The organism is Limnohabitans sp. Rim8, assembly GCF_945869175.1.
Lineage (GTDB): Bacteria > Pseudomonadota > Gammaproteobacteria > Burkholderiales > Burkholderiaceae_C > Limnohabitans_A.
Window position 1 is genome coordinate 17,110 of record NZ_CAMBNZ010000020.1, and the last position, 18,002, is coordinate 35,111.

The following is an 18,002-nucleotide window of genomic DNA, read 5'->3' on the forward strand; positions in this document are numbered from 1 at the left end:
TCACCGCTGCGCTGAGGATGCGCCTGCTTGGGCGGGTACAGGCACTTGGCCAGGCGAGGCCCCTGATGATTTGCCGTTCGCGTTGTAAATGGTCACCTTTTGACCGGGCGACAACACATGCACGCCAGCACTCACCACTTGCTGACCAGGTTGGAGGCCCGAGGTGATCACGACATCGTTGCCATCGACTGGACCCAACTGCACTGACTGGGTATTGACGACCATGTTGACCGCATCCAGCACCCAAACCACCGTACCTTGGCCTTCTTGACGCAAGGCGCTGGTGGGCAACTTGATGACCCCCGATTGGCTGCCCGGCAGTTGTGCGGCCCGCACGTTGACCGTACTGCCCAAAGGAAAACGCTCAGAAGCCTCGAGCGCCAACTTGACGGTGTAGGTGCGCGTGACCGGGTCTGCACTGGCGGCCAATTCACGCACTTTGCCCTGCAAGGGTTGGCCGGTACTGACCAAAGAGGCTTGCATGTTTTGTCCCACTTTCAGGACCATCGCCATTGCCTCAGGCACGGCAAACACCGCATCGCGTGGTCCATCGTGGGCCAAGCGCACAACGGGCTGGCCGGCAGAAACCACTTGACCTACCTCTGCATCAATACCGGTGATCACACCCGACCGGCTCGCTGTTAACCGGGCATAACCCGCTTGGTTGCTTTGAGTTTGCGCCTGCGCTTTGGCTTGGTTGAGCTGCGCATCGGCCGCTTTGAAGGCCGCATCGCGCCGTTCCAACTCGGCACCGCTGATGAAGTTTTGCGCCTTCAGTGCCTCATAACGTTTGAAGTCTGCCATCGCCAAATCGCGCTGGCTTTGCGCCGACAACACTTGCGCCGCCGCGGCTTGTGCCGCCAATTGATAATCACTGGCGTCGATCAGGGCCAACAACTGCCCTGCTCCCACACGTTGGCCCTGTTCAGCAGGCCGCTGTACCAACTTGCCAGCCACCTGAAAGCCCAAACGGGATTCCACACGCGCGCGGATCTCACCCGAATACTCGCCCAACACGTTCAAATCAGCGCCTGCAACCGTGACCAATTTGACCGAGCGCAAGGGTTCTGGCGTCACTTCTTTTTTTGAACATGCTGCAAAAGACACTGAAAAAATGGCCGTTGCACACAAATGAATTACCCGTCGATTGGCGAGTGACAAAGAGCTTGGCATGGGGGTTCCGTAGAAAAGATAATGACTGACTGGTTAGTAATTTATTCAAACCCATCCGTTCTGTCAAGCGACAATAGCGATTGACCATGCACCCAGCCCGCCCATTGAAGACCACTGAAAGACGAGGATTGCGCCCTGACCAGCGCCAGATCTTGCGAGGTGTTTCACGCTCGTTTGACCTGTCTATTCGACTTTTGCCCACGGTCTTGCAGTCGCCCGTGTCCATTGGCTACCTCTTGGCCCGTGCCACAGACACTGTGGCTGACACCACTGCCCTGCCTCTGGCTGAGCGGCAAGCGTTGTTGCACCTCATGACGCAAGCGATTGCTGCCACAGACGCAAAAAAGACAGAACTTGAGGACGTGACCCGCCTCACGCAAGCTTTTGCAGCTCAGCAAAGCGATCCGAACGAACGCACCTTGATGCTGGCTTTGCCCGAATGCTTGCCCCTTTTGCAAACCTTGTCGCAAGCCGATCAAGCCAGCGTGCGAGGCGTGCTGGGACACATCACACAGGGGCAACACCTGGACATGGTGCGCTTTGGTCCAGGCTTGAACGCTTTGCAAACAGAGGCCGAACTGAACGACTACACCTGGCTGGTGGCCGGTTGCGTGGGTGAATTCTGGACCGAACTGTGCGGCCGCCACCTGCCTGGCTACAGCCGGCTGTCGCAGGCGGAGATGCTGTGCATCGGACGTGAATATGGCATGGGCCTGCAGCGACTGAACATCATCCGGGACACCGCGGTCGACTTGGCCGCAGGTCGTTGCTACTGGCCTGACGAAACCCTGGCAGAAGTGGGCCTGACCCCACGCATGCTGGCCCAAGCGGCCCAAACGCCCGATGCAGACGCTCTGCGAACTTTGGCACCGCTCTACGCCCTTTGGCTGGACCGCACACAAGCACAACTGGCCCATGGGATGCGCTACGCCCTCGCACTCAAGCCCCTGCGGCTGCGCCTGGCCAGTGCCCTGCCCGCACTGATTGGTGCGCGCACCGTCGCGATGCTTCGCCAAGCTGGGCCAGCCGCACTGACGCAACGCATCAAAATGCCTCGTCACGAAATGCGCAGCCTGATTTGGCACCTTGCGCTCGGCTGGGGTTCGCCAGCGGTGTTGGACCAGCAATTCAAAAAATTGTCTGGCGAGTCGCCGCCTTGAGAGACCGCTTTGGGTGCGAAAATCCACGACCATGAGCCCGCAAGACTACGTCCAACAAAAAGCCGCTGCCTCTGGAAGCAGCTTCTATTACGCTTTTTTGTTTTTACCCCCAGAACGACGCGCTGCGATCACCGCTTTTTATGCGTTTTGCCGCGAGGTGGACGACGTAGTCGACGAAATCAGCGACACCGGCGTGGCCGCCACCAAACTCGCCTGGTGGCAAAAAGAAGTGCTGCAAGCCTTCGCGGGCCAGCCCAGCCACCCCGTGATGCGCGCCCTCATGCCATTGGCTCCGAACTTTGGGATCGAAAGTCGCCACCTGATGGCCGTGATCGAAGGCTGCCAAATGGACCTGAACCAGACGCGCTATTTGGACTTTGCGGGCCTCAGGACCTACTGTCACTTGGTGGCGGGCGTGGTGGGCGAAGTCGCCGCGCGCATCTTTGGCCAAACTGACGAAGCCACCACCGCTTACGCGCACAAGTTGGGCTTGGCCTTTCAGATGACCAACATCATCCGCGACGTGGGCGAAGACGCCATGCGCGGACGCATCTACCTGCCCTTGGACGAACAGCAACGGTTTGGCGTCAAGGCCAACGAACTGATTCAGCGCACTTATTCCGACAACTTCACCGCGCTGATGAAGTTTCAGACTGAGCGCGCCCATGCGCTGTACGACGAAGCTCTGGCCCTGCTGCCCGACACCGACCGCCGTGCCCAAAAACCCGGCCTGATGATGGCCAGCATCTACCGCACCTTGCTGCGCGAAATCGAGGCTTCAGGCTATCAGGTGCTGCACCAGCGCATTGCACTCACGCCCCTGCGCAAGCTGTGGCTGGCTTGGAAAATGCAGGCCTTGGGCCGGTTTTGATCACTTCATGCCGCGAGCTTGCGCATGCGCAGGCCGCTCCAAACAGACCTTCAACCAACCCGACACCGCAGGGTATTGCGCCAACAACGCAGCGGCCGGGCGAATCCAGCTGGCCACACTGGCCACGCAGACATCGGCCACGGTGAAACGGTTGGCAGCCAGATAAGCCTCGCCTTTGGCGTGCTGGGCTTGCAGGTGTTGCTCTAGCACAGCCAGTGGCACTTTCAAACGGCTTTCGGCGCGATCGGCCAGCTCGGGCTTTCGCTGGTCTTCGGGCATGGCCATGCGGTGCATCAGTACCGTGAGCGCATCACTTTCCAGCTCCGTCACCGTCCAAAAGCTCCAGCGCAGCGCTTCGGCTTCTTCGCGCGGTGTGGCGGGCGCAATCGTTTGGCCATCGGCCCTGCCGTGCACGCGGGCGATGTAGAGCGCGCAGGCCATGCTCTCCCAGACCGTGACCGCGCCTTCTGGACGCTCGTCGATCAGGGCCGGGATGTGTCCGTTGGGGTTGATGGCCAAAAACTCGGGTGTCCGAGTGGCACCGCCAGCATAGGGCGTGGAGATGAGATCGAACGAAACGCCCAACTCCAGCGCGGCCCAGATTGGGCGGACAGCACGGGATGTGCCTATGCCGTAAATTTTCAGTGTCATCTTGGTTTCCTCACGAGAAGTTGCACAGATTCATTTGGGGACTGAAGACGCCAACTTAGAGCTTGTAATCAGGCCAGCTGGCACACAACGCGTACAAGTCTCGCACCTCCAAGTGCGGACGCGTGTCACCATGGGTCCAGTCGTGACCATCACGGTTGAGCCAAGCCACCTGCATGCCTGCGGCCAGCGCCCCCACGCAATCGGCGTGCGCATCGTCGCCGATGTGCAAGACCTCATGGCATGGCACCCCCGCTGCAGCGGCACCCGCTTCAAAAATGCGCACATCGGGTTTGGCCACGCCCAGCGACTGGGCACTGACGCTGGCGTGAAAGTGCTGGCCTATGCCCACGCGGTGGACATCGGCATTGCCGTTCGACAGGGCCACCACCGGCAGGCGCTGGCTCCAAAAGGCCAATGCGGGCAAGGCATCGTGAAACAAATCGACCCGTTGGCGTTCGGCAAAGAAAACCTCAAAAGCAGGTTCGGCCAAGTGCCCGGACTCCCCGGCTTGCTCAAGCAAGGCGCGAATCGACTCCCGGCGTAAAAAAGACAAATCATGCGCCCGGTCGGCGTGGCGGGCTTGTATCTGGGCACGAACGGTTTTTTTGAGTTCGGCATCGGCCGACAGCGCGGCCGTAGCGGGGGCATGAGTGCTCAGCCAAGCCTGCAAAACTACTTCGGCGCGGCCAATCGTGGGCCAAACCGGCCACAAAGTGTCGTCTAGATCGAGGGTAATGGCTTTGATTCGGGAAATATCAATCATGGTGGTGGGAGAATACCGCATGGCATTTCAACAAGAACCTTCCTTCCAGCACGGTCAAGCGCCTCGCACCGCTATTCTTTATTGCAATCTGGGGACCCCCAGCGCCCCGACGGCACCCGCCTTGCGCAAATACCTGGCTGAATTTTTGGGCGACAGCCGCGTGGTCGAGATCCCCAAACCCCTCTGGTGGCTGATCCTGCACGGCATCATCTTGCGGGTGCGACCAGCCAAATCGGCTGCCAAATACGCCAGCATCTGGACAGAGCAAGGCTCCCCCCTCAAAGCCTTCACCGAACTACAAGCCCAGTCCCTGGGCACGGCGCTGCAAGAGCGCGGCCACCATGTGGCGGTGCGTTATGCCATGCGCTACGGCCAGCCGTCCATCCCCGCGCAGCTGAGCGCCCTCAAAGCCGAAGGCGTGCAGCGCGTGTTGATCGTGCCCGCCTACCCCCAATACAGTGGCACCACCACGGCCAGCGTGTTCGACGCGGTCTACCGCTGGGGCCTGAAAACCCGGCTCATCCCCGAATTGCGCTTTGTCAACCATTACCACGACGACCCGCGCTACATCGCGGCTCTGGCGCTCACGGTGCGTGAATATTGGGCAGCCAAGGGCCAGGCCGAGCAACTGGTGATGAGCTTTCATGGCGTGCCCGAGCGCACCTTGCAGCTGGGCGACCCCTACCATTGCGAGTGCATGAAAACAGGCCGCTTGTTGGCCGAGGCACTGGGCCTCTCCAAAGACCAGTACAAACTGACGTTCCAGTCTCGCTTTGGCAAGGCCAAATGGCTGGAGCCCTACACCGAGCCCACCTTGGTGGCCATGGCCGGCCAAGGCGTGAAAAAAGTCGATGTGATTTGTCCGGGCTTCACCAGCGACTGCTTGGAAACACTGGAAGAAATCCAGCAAGAAGCACAAGAGGCTTTCTTGCATGCGGGCGGCGAAAGCTTCAGCTACATCCCCTGCCTGAACAACCACGCCCAATGGATCGAAGCCCTGAGTGACATCAGCTTGGACCACATGCAGGCTTGGAATTTGTCTGCGCCAGACGCGGCCTCATTGGCCGCCAGTCGGGCACGCGCTTTGGCACACGGCGCCAAAGTTTGACATGGGCTTGGACTGGCAGCGGGTATCGGCTTGCCAGACCCCCATTCAGATCACACTGAATTCAAAAAGTCCGACACCCACTTGAGCTGCGGCAACACATTCAGCGCAGGCGCATGGCCACAGCCCGGTACCTCGATGTGCTTAAGCAAACCACGGGAACCGGGCCCGCGCCTTCGCATTTCGGCCGCGGTTTCGGGCAAGACCAAATCAGAATCCACCCCGCGCAACAGCAGCACAGGCACCTCAATCGCGTCGTAATGTTGCCAAATCAGGTAGTCGTCGGGGTGCGCGGTGAACTGCGTCACCATGGCCGGGTCGTAATGCGGTGTGACGCGCCCATCGGGCAAACGGCGGGCAGAGGACTCTGTCAAGCGTCGCCATTGGGCGTCGCTCAGCCAGCCAAAGGGTTGGTAGACCTGACGCAAAAAAGCCTCGAGTTCGGTCACCGTGGCAAAGGCCGGTGGCGTGCCCGCATAGGCCTTGATGCGGTCGATGGCCGCTGGCGCCAGTTCGGGCGCGTTGTCGTTGAGCGTGAGGCTCAGAATTCGTTGCTTCAAAGTGGGCTCCACCAAGCCCGCTGCACACAAGGTGCCGATGGCGCCGCCCATGGACGTGCCCACCCAGTGCACGGCACGCAGCTGCAGGCCATCCAGCAGTTCGCGTGCGATGCGCGCATAAAAAGTCAAGCAATATTCCTGCTTTGGGGCACGGCTCCATTGCGACAGACCACGACCCACGGTATCGGGGCAAATCACCCGGTAGCCCTGCTCGCTCAGGTGAGCGGCCAACTCGTCCATGTCGCGTCCGGTGCGGGCCAGTCCATGCCAGGCGATCACCGTGCCCAGCTCCGCCTTGCCCCAGTCGGTGTAATGGATTTCCAGGCCAGCGCAGTGGATGTATTGGGATGTGAAAGTCATTTCAGCCCCTGCCCTTTTGAGGCGCTGCCAGCGCCCCAAGCGCGGCACGGCTGCGCAAACGCCCCACCACCCCGGTTGGAAAGTAATACACCGACAACACAAAGAGCAGGCCCAGCCAAAGCAACCAGCGGTCGGGGGAAAGCAAGGCGGACAGGAGAGGCACCGACGTGGTGGCTTCGCTGGCCAGACGCAACACATCCTGCAAATAACTTTGCGCCAGCAAAAACAGCACCGAACCGATGGCTGCGCCATAGATGGTGCCCATGCCACCAATGACCACGATCAGCAGCACGTCCATCATGATTTCAAAACTCAGCGAAGTGTCGGGCCCGTTGTAGCGCAGCCAAAGCGCCAGCATGGCCCCGGCCACACAGGCGTACAGCGCCGACAGCACGCTCGAGAGGGTCCGGTACACCACCACACGGTAGCCAATGGCTTCGGCTCGGAACTCGTTTTCTCGAATGGCTTGCAGGACGCGGCCAAACGGCGAGTTGACGATGCGAAGGAGCGATAAGAGCATGCCCACCGCCAATACAAAGAGCAGGTAGTAGCAGAGCAAACGCCCGTCGAGCGAAACGCCAAGGAAGGGCTCATCGCTGAATTCGGTGCTGGGCAGCAGCAACTCGGGCAGTTTGAAACTCAGGCCGTCCTCGCCACCCGTGAAGTCCGACAGCTGAGAAGCCAACGTCTGGAATGCAGCCGCCACAGCCAAGGTGATCATGGCAAAAAAGATGGCTCTGACCCGCAACGAGAACAGGCCAATGACCAGCGACAAAAGCAACGTGAGCACCAACGACAGCGCAAAGCCTGCGGCCAAAGCGCCCCAGGTCGGCCCCCAGGTGTTGGACGAAATGGCAATGCCATAGGCCCCGATGCCAAAGAACATGGTGTGCGCAAAGCTCACGATGCCGGTATAGCCCAGCAACAGGTCAAAGCCAGCCACCAGCACCACAAAAATCAGCACCTTGGCCGCGACCGACAGCGCCTTCACGCCCGGAAACAGAAACGGTGCAAAAGCCAGACCCAGCAACACGAGCAACAGCACAGCCGCCAGCAGCCGGCTGCGCGGGAGGTCATTGGAGATCAAACGGTTGAACATGTCCGGACTTTCAACGGTTGGCCACGGGGTACACCCCTTGTGGTCGCCACAGCAAAATGCCTGCCATCAGCGCGATGTTGGAAAACAACGCCAATTTGGGGGCCAGAAAGCCGGGGTAATTGGCCATCAGCCCCACCAGCAAGGCACCGATCAACGCCCCACCCGTGGAGCCCAGACCGCCGATGATGATGACGATGAAAATCAACACATTGACCTGAGCGCCCATCTGCGGCACCACGTTTTGTTGGTACAAGCCCCACATCACGCCACCCAGCCCTGCCAGCGCACTGCCCACCACAAACACCCCGACAAACAAGCGGCGAATGCGGTAGCCCAGCGACTCCACCATCTCGCGGTCCTGCACGCCAGCGCGAATGAGCAGGCCAATCTTGGTACGGCCCAGCACCCACATTTGCGTGGCAAACACCGCCAAGCCCACGGCCACGGCCAGCAAGCGGTATTTTTCAATGGCCGCATCGCCCCACAGCACCGCGCCGCGCATGGCTTCGGGCAAAGGCAAGGCGATCTGCAGCGGGCCCCAAATGACCTTGATGAGTTCCTCGCCGATGATCATGCCGCCCATGGTGATCAAGATTTGCTTGAGGTGTTGACCATAAACCGGCCGCACGATGAAGCGTTCAAACGCCAGGCCCACGGCCGCAGCCACAGCCATGGCGATCAGCATGGCCGGCAACACTGCCACCATATTGCGCCACCACTCACCAGAGCCCGTCCAGTCCGCCATGGCCCCCAGCACACTGGTGGCCACAAAGGCACCCAGCGCGATGAACAAGCCATGGCCAAAGTTCAGCACATCCATCAGACCAAACACCAAAGTCAGGCCCGAAGCCATGATGAAGATGATCATGCCCATGGCCAAACCCGCCACGGTGAGTGTGAGCCAAGTCGAGCCCGAGCCAATCAAAGGCCAAGCCAACAGGGCCAACACAGGCACCAAGAGCAAAGGCCGGGTATCGATGTCTTGAAATGGTTTCACAGTGCCAGCCCCAACAAAGATTGCTGCAAGGCCGGGTCGTCGGCGAGCGCTTGCATGCGGCCCGCATGCACCACGCGGCCGTTGTCCATCACGGCCACGTTGTCACCCAACTGTTGGGCAAAATGGATGTTTTGCTCCACCAGCAAAATGGTCACGCCACTGGCCTTGAGCTGCAGAAAGGCCTCGATCATGTTCTGGATGATGGCCGGGGCCAAGCCCTTGCTGGGCTCATCGATGATCAACAAATCACGCGGCTCCACCATGGCCCGCGACACCGCCAGCATCTGTTTTTGCCCACCCGAGAGCTTGCCCGCCGGGTGGTTCCAGAACTTCTGCACTGCCGGGAAGAGTTTGAAAATCCACTTCAGCCGGGCTTCATCCATCTGCGCCGCATGCTGGGCACTGCGGGCGGCCAGGAGCATGTTTTCCTTGACCGTCAGGTCCGAGAAAATGCCCATGTTTTCAGGCACATAAGCGATGTTTTTTTGGGCAATGGCGGGCGTGTTGAACTGGGTGATGTCTTCACCGCCAAACGTGATGCGTCCTTGCGAGGCAGACCACAGGCCCATGATGGTGCGCAAGGTGGTGGTCTTGCCTGCGCCGTTGCGCCCCAGCAGCATGGTGAGTTCGCCCCGAGGCACCACCAAGTCCACTCCGTGCAGGATGTGGTAAGCCCCAATGTGCGTGTGCACCCCTTCGAGAGTCAACAGATTCTGGCTCATGCGGCCACCTTCGCTTTGCCAAGGTAAACCTCTTGCACGATGGGCGACGCGATCACTGCATTGGGTTCGCCATCGGCCACCAGTTGACCGTTGTGCAACACGACGATGCGGTCGGCCAACTCGCGCACCACGTCCATCTTGTGCTCAACCAACAAGATGGTTTTGGTCTTGTCTTTCTTGAGCTGGCGGATCAGGTCAAGGATCACCGGCGCTTCGTCATGGCTCATGCCGGCCGTCGGCTCGTCAAACATGTAGACCGAGGGCTCCAGTGCCATCAAGAGCGCCACTTCCAGCTTGCGCTGGTCGCCATGCGGCAAGCTGGCCACCGGCGCATCTTGCTGCGCGATCATCGACACCGATTGCAAAATGTCCAGCGCACGGTGGGTCAAAGCCGCGTGATCGCTCCAGATGCTCCACAGGTTCAAGCCCCGGCGGTGACCGCCAGCTTGGGTGGCCTGTACGGCCAGGCGCACGTTTTCCAAAACCGAGAGGTTCGGGAACAAATTGGTCAGCTGAAACGCCCGCCCCAACCCCGCTCGGGTGCGCGCCGAGGCACTGAGGCCCATCAACTCGCGCCCGTTGAGCCGCACCGTGCCCTCGGTGGCAGGCAGCTGCCCCGAGATCAGGTTGAAGTAAGTGGTCTTGCCCGCCCCGTTGGGGCCGACAATGGCGGTCAGCGTGCCAGGTTCAAAACGGCACGAGACCGCGTTGACCGCCACATGACCGCCAAACCGCACGGTCAGGTTGTGCGTTTCCAGCATCAGCGTTTGTTGCGGATGGGCACGTTCATTTCTTCGGGCTTGATTTCGCGGATCAACTCGGGCACACCCCATGCAAAAGCAGGGTCCACTTTGATTTTGAAGTGGTACATGCTTTGCATGGCCTGGTGGTCTTCCTTGCGGAAAGTCATCTTGCCCTTGGGCGTGTCAAAGCTCATGCCTTCCATGGCGCCGATCAGCTTGTTCGCGCTGGTGTCGCCATTGGTCTTTTTGAGCGCCGTCACCAAAGCCATGGCCGACGAGAAACCACCTGCGGTGAAGAAGTCCGGTGGGGATTTGAACTGGGTGTAGTGCATGGACACCAGGGCGTCGTTGACCGGGTTCTTGGGCATGCCAAAGTAATAGTAGGCCGCGCCTTCCATGCCAGGGAACTGCTTGTAGGCCACCATCGCGGGCAGGATGTTGCCACCCGTCGCGATCTCGATGCCATAGCGCTTCAAGTCCATGTCGGCGATTTTGAAGGGGTTGCCACCGGCCCAGATGATGAAGATGATCTTGCGCCCGGGCTGGCCCTTGAGCTTGTCGATCATGCGCTGCGCACCGGCAGTGAAGTCGGTGGTGGCGGGCGGCAGGTACTCTTCGTGCACCAGCTTGGATTTTTTCAGCGCTTCCTTGAAGGCCTTCACGCCGTCACGGCCAAATGCCGAGTCCTGCGCCATGGTGACGATGCTCACACCGTCTTTGTCCACCGCCACGGCGTTGGCAATCGCATCTTGGCTGCTGTTGCGACCGGTGCGGAAGATGTATTGATTCCATTTGTCGCCTGTGATGGAGTCGGCCACAGCCGGCTCGACCAACAGGATTTTTTTGTATTCCTCGGCCACCGGCAGCATGGCCAGCGCCACGGGGGAGGCGGTCGGGCCCACGGCCAAGTCCACCTTGTCATCACCATACGCGGCGGCCAACAAGTTTTTACCCAAATCAGGTTTACCCTGATCGTCTTTCTCGATCACGACGATCTTGCGGCCACCCACCGTCATGGTGCCGCCTGTGGCGTAGTCCAAGCCCATCATCAAACCGGTTTGGGTCTGTTTGCCATAGGCTTCCAGTGGGCCGGTCTTGCTGTAAATGTGGGCGATTTTGATGTCTTTGCCTTGGGCCAGGACAGCCGGAGCTGCGGAAGTGGCCGCGGCCAAGACGGCCAAAGAAATGAGGTGTCGACGGAACATAGGGGTCTCCTGTTGGAATGATCATGCGCTGGTCAGGCCAGACTTTGCACAAGGCGTGCCAGAAACATCCAGCAACACACGCATACTAAACCCTTGTCAACGTTCAATATTTTCAAAAGACCTGAACAGCCTCCTAAAAATGCACAAATAAAATACACCTTAATTGATCAATAAAAATACACATGATCAGAATTTAGACAGATCAAGTCAGCCGAAGGTAAAGTTTGGCACGAGAAACGCCCAACATTTTGGCTGCCGCCGCTTTGTTGCCTCGGGTCACTTCAAGGGCTTTGGCCACAGCCAAGCGCTCCAAGGCCTCCACCTGTTGCGACAGAGGGACCATCAAGGCATCAGCAGACTTTGAAGCCATCGGCAAAACCGACAGCTGCGAGTTGGGCACCTGCATCTGCGCAGGTAGAACTTGACTCAAACCAGACTCTCGTAACACCAGCGCCACTTCCGGAGCATCCATCAAGCCGGTATCGCTGCGCAAAAGCAATTGTTCAATGACATTGCGCAACTCCCGCACATTGCCGCGCCAGTTTTGCGCCGACAACAGCGCTACCGCTTGTACGCTGAACTCCGGTTGGGGCAGGTCACCGCGCATAGCCAAGTCTTCGGCCAGCACTTCAATCAAGGCGGGAATATCGCTGGACCTGTCTCGCAGGGCTGGAACCCGCAAAGGCAGCACATTCAGGCGGTAAAACAAATCCTCCCTGAACTGGCCTGACTGCACCAGTTGGACCAAGTCGCGGGAAGTGGCCGCGATGATCCTCGCATCAAACGGCACCAGGAGGTTGGAGCCCAAGGGTTCAATTTCACCCTCTTGCAATGCACGCAAAAGCTTTGCTTGCAGACCCCAAGGCATGTCGCCAATTTCATCCAAAAACAAGGTCCCGCCATCTGCAAGTTTGAATTTTCCAACGCGCCCCTTGCGTTCTGCACCGGTGTAGGCCCCTGGGGCCACACCAAAAAACTCGGCTTCCAACAAGGTTTCCGGCACAGCGGCAATGTTGACGCTGACCAAAGGCCCTTGGGCTCGCGGTGAAGAAGCATGGATGGCGTGGGCGAGCAACTCCTTGCCCGTGCCCGTTTCGCCGAGCAGCAGCACCGGACTGCTCGATTGCGCGGCCCTGCGTGCCTGGCGCTTGAGGTCAACCACCGCAGCACTTCCACCAATGAAACTCGCGAAACTGTGCCGCGCCTGACGCAAACTGGCACCGGTGCGCCGCTGAACGGCCAAAGCAGTTCTGGCTTCATCCAACTCACGTTGCATCAGAGAAAATTTGGCCAAAAATGGTTGCAAATTGGAATGGGCTTGGTCAAACAAAACCACGCCCAAAGCACCGATCACCAAGCCAGCGTCGTCACGCAAGGGGAAACGGCTGACCACAAAGGTGCCCGCTTTGTTGGTCAGCAAGTCGATCAGGATGGGTTTTCCTGTTTCCAGTACACGTTGCATTTGCGTGTTTTGCACCACCGAGGCCACAGGTTGTCCCACAAAGTCAGCCTCGCTGGCAAAACCCAAAGCCGGAAGATAACGGCGGTACTGGTCATTGATCCAGACCACACTGCCCGATCGGTCGACCAACAGCATGCCTTCGCTGGCATTTGCAAAAACATCAAACAAGGACTTGGCAGCCAAATTCAGAATGCTCTGCGCGTCTTTGGGCAATACCGGCAAAGGGGAAATTGAAGATGGAGGCATCCACTGATCTTAACGAACGCCCCCAACAAGCATCCACTCGCCCATGTGGCCCGTTCTGATGGGCTACTTGACCGTCATGAAGTAACTATTTTCAATTAAATTCAAAAAGACCACACGACACAGTCATTCTGAGCAGATAAATTGTTATATGATATTTTGGTATTAATAACAAAAAAATTTGTTTATAAAAAATGAACGACATTCCGATTCAAACCAACCAATCCTCAAGCTGTGTTGTCGATGATTGAAAAGAGGATTGTTCTAAGTACACACACAGACCCTGGGAGTTCACACGATGTATACAAGTAACACATTGACAGACAGTGCAGCTGACACCCCCGAAAACTTTTGCGGTACCTCTTATGCGGCAAAACTTTTGGGTTTGTCGGTGGGAACCGTACAAACACTGGTCGAAAACCGGCAACTCAAGGCCTGGAAGACACAAGGCGGGCATCGACGCATATCGATGCAATCCATCCATGATTTTCATCAACAGCACAACATGGTGACTCCCCATCAGGCGCCACCTGTGGACAAGCGCTTGCGCGTTTTGGTGGTCGAAGACGATGCGGTCACACGCGACATGTTGCGCGGTATCTGCGACAGTGCCTCCATGCCCGTCGATTGCACGGCCATGTCTTCAGGCATGGAAGCTTTGATCGATATGGCCAGCATCCGGCCCCATGTCTTGATCACCGATTTGGACATGCCAGGAATCGATGGTTTTGAGTTGCTGCGCATCTTGGGCCTGAATCCTCAATTTGCGAATATGACCATTCTGGTCTTGTCTGTACTGACAGATGACGAAGTTAAGGCCCGGGGAGGGCTTCCAGAGGGCTGCTATTTCATGCCCAAACCCGTCAAAGCGGATTGGTTCAATGGTTTTTTCGCGGGTGTCACGGTGGGTGCCATGCGCGAGTCAAAAACACCTTGAATGTCCAGTGCCCGTGCGCCAATCCAACCTCAACCACCACCTGATCAGCGAGCTCAAGCGCCGCATGCCGATTGGCAAGCGGAGTGAAGGCGACATCTTCTTCCTGGCGTTTGCGCTTTCGTCCATCATTTTTCTGGTTCCCATCAGCATGGCTCTGGAATGGGCCCAGTTGCATGCATCCGCTTTCACCACTTTGGCCGGGTTGGCACTTGTCACGGTCAGCATTGGGGTTTGGAGAAATACCCAGCAGCTCAAAACCGCCCTGTTGGTTTATGAACTCACCCTGCTGGCCCTGATCTTGGTCAACGCATTCATGTTGGGCGGCGTGACATCTCCCGTCATGGTTTGGTTGGGCATTGTGCCCTTGCTGCCCCTGTTCATTGCCTCGATGAAATGGGCCTATGCCTTTCTGGCTTTGGCCTTCATCGCCGTCTTGCTGTTTTATGGTTTGTCGATCAGCACCACCTTTCATTTGTCTCCGGCCAGTCCAACCGAACAACTTTTTGCAGCCTTCATGTTTGGCACTTTCATCATGGCGCAAACGGTCTTGATCAGCACTGTGCAAGGCATCACGGCCAACCGCTCGAGAAAAATTGCCAAGGACAACCAACGCCTGCGCGCAGTGACAGAGCAAATGAGCTTGGCCCATGAGCACAAAGACAAATTTTTGTCTCATGTCAGCCATGAAATGCGAACGCCACTCAACGTCATCCACGGCTATCTGGAACTGCTGCACAACCGGCAAGACCTGCCAGATGATGCCCACGAACAGGTGGAACAACTCTACAGTGCCAGCACACACATGCTCAGCCTGGTCAATGACTTGCTGGATTACTCACAAATTCACCAAGGGCAATTCACCTTGGCCATCCAACCGGTGGAACTCCCAACGCTGATCCATCAAGTGTTTGGCACACTGCAACATCAAGCGCACCAAAAAAACCTGGATTGGGTCTACAACGAGTCCCCCACTTTGCCCCGTTGGGTGCAAACCGATCCCACGCGATTGACCCAGATTCTTTTGAACCTGCTCGGCAATGCCATCAAATTCACATCCCAAGGTCAGGTTCAACTCGACGTCAGCTACAGCCCAAGCCACCAGATGAGAGAAGCAACGCTGCACATCGTTGTCAGCGACACCGGCCCCGGCATTCCTACAGCGGTGCTGAACAAAATCTTTGCCCCTTTTTACCAACTTCACCCGCAGCAAGTGCAGCGCAAGGGCCAAGCCTTGCAAGGCAACGGATTGGGCCTGGCCATCACCCATGGATTGGTCAAAAATTGGCAAGGAAAAATCGACGTTCACAGCACCGTGGGAAAAGGCACCACATTCCATGTCACCCTTCCATTGACCGAAACCAGCCCAGTCAAGCCATCACCGGCGCTTCAGTCAAAACCAACGGCCGAACCAACAACCCTCCCATTGCGCATTTTGGTCGTGGACGACCACACCATGAACCGCATGGTGGCCAGCGCCACCATCCGCAAACACCTGCCAGACTGCCAGGTTGAGCAAGCCGAAAACGGCCACCAAGCACTCCAAAAAATGGCCACCGAACTCTACGATGTCGTGCTGCTGGACGTCGTCATGCCCGACCTCAGTGGCATAGAAGTCCTCCAAACCGTGCGCCAAACCTATCCCGAACCCTACCGCAACGTCCGCACCATTGCCTTCACGGCCAATGTGGAAGCGGACATCAAAAACCAGTGCGAACGCACGGGCTTTGATGGTTTTCTGTCCAAGCCATTTAATGTGCACACATTGATGCACATGTTGAAACCGATAGACCCCAATCTCCCGGCCAGCAGCGTGGAACACCATGACAACGAGCCCGTTCGACCCTGACAAGGCCGACTAAAAACAGAAATAGCCCTCATCAAACGCGATTTGATGACCACGCTTAAATAAGCCGCTCATGCTGTCATGGCGGTCTGAATGCCCATAAAGCAGCATGGCCATTCCGGTCCAAATTAAGGAAGCTAGAGAAAAGGAACGTTGGAAAACTCACGTTGATGCAACGTGATGAAAAATGTCTAGAGGTTTGGGGGAATGCCTATCTGACACATTGAAAAAATATAATTTGAAGTAAAGTCAAACTTCAGTGTAATTAACAGTGATTTAAATTGACTACAAAATTGGAGTTGTGATCATGAAGCTCTTTCAGTCGAGCGATTTTCCAAGCAGCCGAAAAATCATTGTTCAATGTCTGACATTTTTTATAGTCATTTTGTTTTTGCAATCGGGGTATGCGCAATCAGCAGGTAAAAGGACTGCGCTGATTATTGGCGTTGGCGAATACGGCTATGCTGGCGCAGCGCCGCTAGACGGCGTTAAGTACGACGTGTCGAGCGCAGCAAATATTGCAAGCGCTATGGGCATACCTGAGCAGAACATCACGTTCCTGAAAAACTCAGAGGCCACCAAAAGCAACATACTTAATGCGCTGAAAACGCTCGGAGGGTCGACGAGCGAAGGCTCCAGAGCCTTTGTCTATTTTTCAGGCCACGGCACCCGACAGCAAGTGGGTAACGAATGTGTGGAAGGCTTGCTCACCTATGAGGGGCAGACCATCACGAATCAAGAGTTTGCCGCTGCAACACAAAAACTGGCCAAGACAGCCGACAAAGTTTTGACCATGATCGATGCCTGCCATTCGGAAGGCATCGTCCCTCCCAGATCGCAAACTCGGGCTCTACTCCAAGAGACTTTTACACCGAAGTTTTTTATGAAATCTGGTGGCGCACCAAGTGCCTGCTCCGTGATTGCCAATTACAAAACCCGCGGTTTACTCCCAGAAGTGACCAAGTTGGGTGCTATTCAAGAGAACTTTGTGCAAATCAGCTCTTCAAGACCCGACGAAGTTAGTTTTGATGAAGCCGGCAAGGGTGGTCTTGCTACGCAAGGAGTTAGAGACTGCCTGCTTGGTCAAGCGAAGGACATGAACAAATCTGGTGCTGTCTCGCTTCAAGAGGTTCAGCAATGTGCGCAGCAGTTTGTTAACAACAAGCTGAGAAATGTTCAGAACGTTACTCCCCATCACATCACTGTGACAGGCAACAGAAATCTAATTCCTGTTCAACGCCCACCGATGGTTGTTGCTGTTGCCCCAGTAGAACCACCCAAGCCTGTGCTACCTACCCCAGCGGCCTCAGTGGCTGCACCTGCTCAGGCACCAGCCCCCTCTCCCGCTCCAGTACAAGCGCCTCCACCCGTTGCACCACCAGTGGCCATCTTGCCACCTAGCGTTACACCTGAGCCGATAAAAATCACACCGCAAGAACCGATACTGGCCTCATTGGCGACGTTGAAAGACATTGAGCAACAACGCAATCCCAAGAGATTAGTAGAAGTGAAGCTGTCAAAGACTGCCATGAAAATTGGCAAAGACAGCCTAGACATGAGCATCAAATCTAACCACGATGGTTACATTTATATGATCCTGCTCGGCAGTGATGCCAAGAGCTTCTACGTTTTGTATCCAAACGGTTTGGACAAGAACAACGCCATCAAAGCTGGACAAACGGTTCGAGTTCCAAAGCCTGATTGGGAAGTCAAAGCGGTCGGGCCAGTTGGAACAAATAACCTCTTGGTCATGGTCTCTGACAGCCCACGCAAGCTCAATACCTTGACGATGGCAGAACCTACGGCGGCAGAACCGTTTACCTATGCGTTGAATGACATTGGCGGTCGTTCTGCTTTGATCAGCTTCTTAACAAGCCAAGGTCTAGACGGCAAGTCTGAAAGCTTTGGTGCAAAGCTCGTAGCGATCAAGGAGGTCAAATGAAATCCTTACTGGCCCTGCTGCTCATATGCTCCGCAGCCTACAGTCAAGTCTCTGCACCCATCAAAAGCGCAACCGCGAATGACTTGTTGGAAAAGCTTGCTCCACCAGAAGATCAACCCAAAACACGCAGTCTGACGAGCAGAAACGTTGCCCCACAACCCAAGAG

16 protein-coding genes and 1 pseudogene are annotated in these 18,002 nt (G+C 57.0%); 7 read left to right on the top strand and 10 right to left on the bottom strand.

What is annotated here, in order from left to right:
• Positions 1-1,077: an efflux RND transporter periplasmic adaptor subunit gene (locus tag Q0O19_RS04990; protein WP_295520617.1), complete on the bottom strand. Its 1,077-nt coding sequence runs from the start codon at positions 1,075-1,077 to the stop codon at positions 1-3.
• A gap of 182 nt (positions 1,078-1,259) precedes the next feature.
• Between Q0O19_RS04990 and Q0O19_RS04995 the strand changes: the two genes are divergently transcribed.
• The gene (locus Q0O19_RS04995; protein WP_295520619.1) at positions 1,260-2,333 is read left to right on the top strand and encodes a squalene/phytoene synthase family protein; all 1,074 of its coding nucleotides are present in this window, start codon (positions 1,260-1,262) and stop codon (positions 2,331-2,333) included.
• 31 nt (positions 2,334-2,364) lie between these two features.
• Positions 2,365-3,204 (top strand): presqualene diphosphate synthase HpnD, encoded by an 840-nt coding sequence (gene hpnD, locus Q0O19_RS05000; protein ID WP_295520620.1) that lies wholly within the window; start codon positions 2,365-2,367, stop codon positions 3,202-3,204.
• Here the strand turns inward: hpnD and Q0O19_RS05005 are convergent, their stop codons facing one another.
• Both Q0O19_RS05005 and Q0O19_RS05010 read right to left on the bottom strand, forming a co-directional pair.
• Entirely contained in the window at positions 3,205-3,855 is a 651-nt protein-coding gene (locus Q0O19_RS05005) for a glutathione S-transferase family protein (protein ID WP_295520622.1), read from the bottom strand. It abuts the gene before it with no gap.
• A 55-nt stretch (positions 3,856-3,910) separates the two neighbouring features.
• Entirely contained in the window at positions 3,911-4,618 is a 708-nt protein-coding gene (locus tag Q0O19_RS05010; RefSeq protein ID WP_295520623.1) for an HAD-IA family hydrolase, read from the bottom strand.
• Positions 4,619-4,637: 19 nt separating this feature from the next.
• Here Q0O19_RS05010 and hemH point away from each other — a divergent pair, with 19 nt between their 5' ends.
• On the top strand, positions 4,638-5,726 hold the full coding sequence (gene hemH / locus Q0O19_RS05015; protein ID WP_295520625.1) for a ferrochelatase: 1,089 nt from the start codon (positions 4,638-4,640) through the stop codon (positions 5,724-5,726).
• A 50-nt stretch (positions 5,727-5,776) separates the two neighbouring features.
• Here the strand turns inward: hemH and Q0O19_RS05020 are convergent, their stop codons facing one another.
• The 7 genes from Q0O19_RS05020 to Q0O19_RS05050 form a co-directional block, all read right to left on the bottom strand.
• Complete coding sequence (locus Q0O19_RS05020; RefSeq protein ID WP_295520627.1) at positions 5,777-6,643, bottom strand: alpha/beta hydrolase; 867 nt, start codon at positions 6,641-6,643, stop codon at positions 5,777-5,779.
• 1 nt (position 6,644) lies between these two features.
• Positions 6,645-7,742: a branched-chain amino acid ABC transporter permease gene (locus tag Q0O19_RS05025; protein ID WP_295520628.1), complete on the bottom strand. Its 1,098-nt coding sequence runs from the start codon at positions 7,740-7,742 to the stop codon at positions 6,645-6,647.
• Positions 7,743-7,752: 10 nt separating this feature from the next.
• On the bottom strand, positions 7,753-8,739 hold the full coding sequence (locus tag Q0O19_RS05030) for a branched-chain amino acid ABC transporter permease (protein ID WP_295520629.1): 987 nt from the start codon (positions 8,737-8,739) through the stop codon (positions 7,753-7,755).
• Positions 8,736-9,461, bottom strand: coding sequence for an ABC transporter ATP-binding protein (locus tag Q0O19_RS05035; RefSeq protein ID WP_295520631.1), 726 nt, complete (start codon positions 9,459-9,461; stop codon positions 8,736-8,738). The genes Q0O19_RS05030 and Q0O19_RS05035 overlap by 4 nt, the downstream gene beginning before the upstream one ends.
• Complete coding sequence (locus Q0O19_RS05040) at positions 9,458-10,222, bottom strand: ABC transporter ATP-binding protein (RefSeq protein WP_295520633.1); 765 nt, start codon at positions 10,220-10,222, stop codon at positions 9,458-9,460. Before Q0O19_RS05040 ends, Q0O19_RS05035 begins: the two co-directional genes overlap by 4 nt.
• Positions 10,222-11,409 carry a substrate-binding domain-containing protein gene (locus Q0O19_RS05045; RefSeq protein ID WP_295520635.1) on the bottom strand — a complete coding sequence of 396 codons (1,188 nt, stop codon included), beginning with the start codon at positions 11,407-11,409 and terminating at the stop codon, positions 10,222-10,224. Before Q0O19_RS05045 ends, Q0O19_RS05040 begins: the two co-directional genes overlap by 1 nt.
• A 202-nt stretch (positions 11,410-11,611) precedes the next feature.
• Positions 11,612-13,117 (bottom strand): sigma 54-interacting transcriptional regulator, encoded by a 1,506-nt coding sequence (locus Q0O19_RS05050; RefSeq protein WP_295520637.1) that lies wholly within the window; start codon positions 13,115-13,117, stop codon positions 11,612-11,614.
• Positions 13,118-13,412: 295 nt separating this feature from the next.
• Here Q0O19_RS05050 and Q0O19_RS05055 point away from each other — a divergent pair.
• The 4 genes and pseudogenes from Q0O19_RS05055 to Q0O19_RS05070 form a co-directional block, all read left to right on the top strand.
• Positions 13,413-13,598 (top strand): annotated as a pseudogene (locus Q0O19_RS05055) (excisionase family DNA-binding protein); the annotation flags it as partial.
• A gap of 21 nt (positions 13,599-13,619) precedes the next feature.
• Positions 13,620-14,051, top strand: a complete 432-nt coding sequence (locus Q0O19_RS05060; protein ID WP_295520641.1) for a response regulator — start codon at positions 13,620-13,622, stop codon at positions 14,049-14,051.
• A gap of 13 nt (positions 14,052-14,064) precedes the next feature.
• On the top strand, positions 14,065-15,897 hold the full coding sequence (locus Q0O19_RS05065) for an ATP-binding protein (protein WP_295520639.1): 1,833 nt from the start codon (positions 14,065-14,067) through the stop codon (positions 15,895-15,897).
• Between the two features lie 304 nt (positions 15,898-16,201).
• On the top strand, positions 16,202-17,836 hold the full coding sequence (locus Q0O19_RS05070; protein WP_295520640.1) for a caspase family protein: 1,635 nt from the start codon (positions 16,202-16,204) through the stop codon (positions 17,834-17,836).
• The last annotated feature ends 166 nt before the right edge of the window (positions 17,837-18,002 follow it).

Bases quoted from the DNA above. Each gene is read 5' to 3' on its own strand.
- Q0O19_RS05040 (WP_295520633.1), bottom strand. From the start codon at position 10,222: ATGCTGGAAACGCACAACCTGACCGTGCGGTTTGGCGGTCATGTGGCG.
- Q0O19_RS05035 (WP_295520631.1), bottom strand. From the start codon at position 9,461: ATGAGCCAGAATCTGTTGACTCTCGAAGGGGTGCACACGCACATTGGG.
- Q0O19_RS05045 (WP_295520635.1), bottom strand. From the start codon at position 11,409: ATGTTCCGTCGACACCTCATTTCTTTGGCCGTCTTGGCCGCGGCCACT.
- Q0O19_RS05025 (WP_295520628.1), bottom strand. From the start codon at position 7,742: ATGTTCAACCGTTTGATCTCCAATGACCTCCCGCGCAGCCGGCTGCTG.
- Q0O19_RS05070 (WP_295520640.1), top strand. From the start codon at position 16,202: ATGAAGCTCTTTCAGTCGAGCGATTTTCCAAGCAGCCGAAAAATCATT.
- Q0O19_RS04995 (WP_295520619.1), top strand. From the start codon at position 1,260: ATGCACCCAGCCCGCCCATTGAAGACCACTGAAAGACGAGGATTGCGC.
- hemH (WP_295520625.1), top strand. From the start codon at position 4,638: ATGGCATTTCAACAAGAACCTTCCTTCCAGCACGGTCAAGCGCCTCGC.
- Q0O19_RS05005 (WP_295520622.1), bottom strand. From the start codon at position 3,855: ATGACACTGAAAATTTACGGCATAGGCACATCCCGTGCTGTCCGCCCA.
- Q0O19_RS05020 (WP_295520627.1), bottom strand. From the start codon at position 6,643: ATGACTTTCACATCCCAATACATCCACTGCGCTGGCCTGGAAATCCAT.
- Q0O19_RS05060 (WP_295520641.1), top strand. From the start codon at position 13,620: ATGGTGACTCCCCATCAGGCGCCACCTGTGGACAAGCGCTTGCGCGTT.
- Q0O19_RS05010 (WP_295520623.1), bottom strand. From the start codon at position 4,618: ATGATTGATATTTCCCGAATCAAAGCCATTACCCTCGATCTAGACGAC.
- hpnD (WP_295520620.1), top strand. From the start codon at position 2,365: ATGAGCCCGCAAGACTACGTCCAACAAAAAGCCGCTGCCTCTGGAAGC.
- Q0O19_RS05050 (WP_295520637.1), bottom strand. From the start codon at position 13,117: ATGCCTCCATCTTCAATTTCCCCTTTGCCGGTATTGCCCAAAGACGCG.